Origin of the sequence: Gordonibacter pamelaeae 7-10-1-b (genome assembly GCF_000210055.1) — a bacterium.
GTDB classification, from domain to species: Bacteria; Actinomycetota; Coriobacteriia; order Coriobacteriales; family Eggerthellaceae; genus Gordonibacter; species Gordonibacter pamelaeae.
Map to the genome: position 1 here is coordinate 2,365,251 of NC_021021.1, position 2,681 is coordinate 2,367,931.

At 67.6% G+C, this 2,681-nt stretch carries 3 protein-coding genes; all 3 read left to right on the forward strand.

Features of this window, described 5'->3' with window-relative positions:
* A partial coding sequence (locus tag GPA_RS11060; RefSeq protein ID WP_041239512.1) for a dipeptidase occupies positions 1–589 on the forward strand: 589 nt, incomplete at its 5' end.
* Positions 590–778: 189 nt separating this feature from the next.
* On the forward strand, positions 779–1,234 hold the full coding sequence (locus GPA_RS11065) for a MarR family winged helix-turn-helix transcriptional regulator (RefSeq protein WP_015539908.1): 456 nt from the start codon (positions 779–781) through the stop codon (positions 1,232–1,234).
* A 5-nt stretch (positions 1,235–1,239) separates the two neighbouring features.
* Entirely contained in the window at positions 1,240–2,571 is a 1,332-nt protein-coding gene (locus tag GPA_RS11070; protein ID WP_041240423.1) for an MATE family efflux transporter, read from the forward strand.
* Positions 2,572–2,681: the final 110 nt, after the last annotated feature.

The following is a 2,681-nucleotide window of genomic DNA, read 5'->3' on the forward strand; positions in this document are numbered from 1 at the left end:
CGACGCGCTCGCGGAGGCGGGCGTGCGCATGGTCACGCTCACGTGGAACGGGCGCAACGCGCTCGGCAGCGGCAACGACACGGCCGACGGGCTCACCGGCTTCGGCCGCTCCTGCGTGCGCGAGCTGGAGCTGCGCGGCATCATCGTGGACGTGTCGCACCTGAACGATGCTGGCTTCAAGGACGTGTGCGCGACCGCGACGCAACCCTTCGCCGCCTCGCACTCCAACGCGCGCGCCGTGTGCGGGCATCCGCGCAACCTTGCCGACTGGCAGCTGCGCGAGCTGGCCGACGCGGGCGGCGTGGCGGGCCTCAACTTCTGCCGCGACTTCCTGTCCGAGACGCACGCCGACCCGACCCCCGACGACGTGCTGCGCCACGTGGACCACGTGCTGGAAGCCGCCGGCGAGGACGTGCTCGCGCTCGGCAGCGACTACGACGGCTGCGACGTGCCCAGCTGGCTCGACCCCTGCGACCAGGTGGGCGGCCTGCACGCGCTCATCGCGAGCCGGTTCGGCCGGGAGGTGGCCGACAAGGCGTTCTTCGGCAACGCCCGCGCGTTCTTCGAACGGCTGGAGGGGCAGGTTTAGGTATGCACTAACGTGTATAAGCTCGAATCTCGCCCGCGGTGTTCGACGTGCGGGGAGGAGGCTGCGGGCGCCTCGCCCCCGACACCTCGTGGGCGTTCTGTGAACCCCGTTGACGCGAATCCGATATCGGACTTAAATACCGCAGGTACGAAATCGGACTTGCTGATCAGACCACGGAGGAATGCGCGCATGGACGCTCGGACGGCGCACGCCAACCGCGAATACAACAACCTGTACCGGCTCGGCAACGAGCTCTACCATAACGTGGCCGTGAGGATGGGGCTGTCGGACAGCGCGTTCGACATCCTGTACGCCCTCGACGGCTTAGGCGACGGCTGCCTGCAGAAGGACGTGTGCACCGCATCGGGCCTGTCGAAGCAGACGGTGAACACCTCGGTGCACAAGCTGGAGCAAGCAGGCTACGTGGAGCTGCGCGTGGAGCACGGGCGCGGCACCCACCTCCATCTGACCGAGGCGGGTCGCGCCCTGGTGGCCGAGCGCATACGCCCGGTGGCGGGTGCCGAGGAGGCCGCGTTCGCCGCCATGGCCCCCGGGGAGTGCGAGGAGCTGCTGCGCCTGACGCGCGTCTACCTCGAGCACCTGCGCGGGTTGGTGGACGCCCTGCCGTATCCAGAGAGGGGGTGAGCGGCGTGGCCATCAAGCTGTCGGACCACTTCACCTACGGGCGCCTCGTGCGCTTCGCGCTGCCGTCCATCGCCATGATGATCTTCATATCCATCTACAGCGTGGTGGACGGCCTGTTCGTGTCCAACTTCGCGGGCAAGGAGGCGCTTGCCGCCGTCAACCTCGTGTTCCCGCTGGTCATGGCCCTGGGATCCGTCGGCTTCATGTTCGGCACGGGCGGCGCGGCCCTCGTGGCCAAGACGATGGGCGAAGGCGACCAAGTGCGGGCGAACCGCCTGTTCAGCCTTATAGCGGTAGCGGGAACGGCGCTGGGCATAGTCTTGGCGGGAGTGGGGGCCGGCATCCTCGGCCCGCTGCTCGAAGCGCTGGGAGCTCAAGGGACGCTCAAGGACCAAGGGCTCGCGTACGGTTTCATCTTGCTCGCCGCGCTGCCGTTCTCCATCATGCAGAACATGTTCCAGAGCTTCTTCATCGCGGCCGAGCGGCCAAAGGTGGGCCTGGCGGCCACGATTGCCGCGGGCGTAGCGAACATCGTGCTGGACTACCTGTTCATCGCCGTGCTGGGTTGGGGCATCGCCGGGGCGGCGCTCGCCACGGCATTGGGGCAGGCGCTCGCCGCCGTGGCCGCCGTCGCGTTCTTCGCCTCCAGCAAGACGAGCCGCCTGCGGTTCGCGCGGCCGACGGCCGACTTCCGCGCGCTCGGCAAGACCTGCGTGAACGGCTCGTCCGAGCTCATGACCGAGGTGGCGGCGTCGGTGGTGAGCATGCTGTACAACTACCAGCTCATGATGATAGCCGGCGCGGACGGCGTGGCGGCCTACGGCGTGATCATGTACGTGAACTTCATCTTCACGGCCGTGTTCTTCGGCTTCTCCATGGGCACGGGGCCGGTGGTGAGCTACCACTACGGCGCGCAGCATAAAGAAGAGCTGAAGGGCCTGTTCAAGAAGAGCATGGTCCTCGTGGGCGGCACGGGCGCGGCCATGTTCGCGGCCTCGCAGCTGCTCGCCGGGCCGCTTGTGGGCGTGTTCGTGGGCTACGACCCCGAGCTCGCCGCCATGACGCTGCACGGGTTCCGCATCTACGCGGTGGCGTTCCTCGTGTGCGGGTTCAACATCTACGGCTCGGCGTTCTTCACCGCGCTCAACAACGGCAAGGTGTCGGCGCTCATCAGCTTCATGCGCACGCTCGTGTTCGAGACGTCCACGGTCATGCTGCTGCCCATCGTGTGGGGCATCGACGGGGTGTGGAGCGCCATCATCGTGGCGGAGGCCTGCGCGCTCGTGCTGACGACCGCGTTCCTCGTGGGGCTGCGGAAGCCGTACGGATACGCATAGGATTTGGCAGGCGCCCCGCTGCGCAAGACTCTCTTTGCGTATAATGGCGGCACGGTTGCATGCCGTTCAAGCTCCGGAGGTGCAAGGGCGGCGCGGATGCGCGGCCGTCC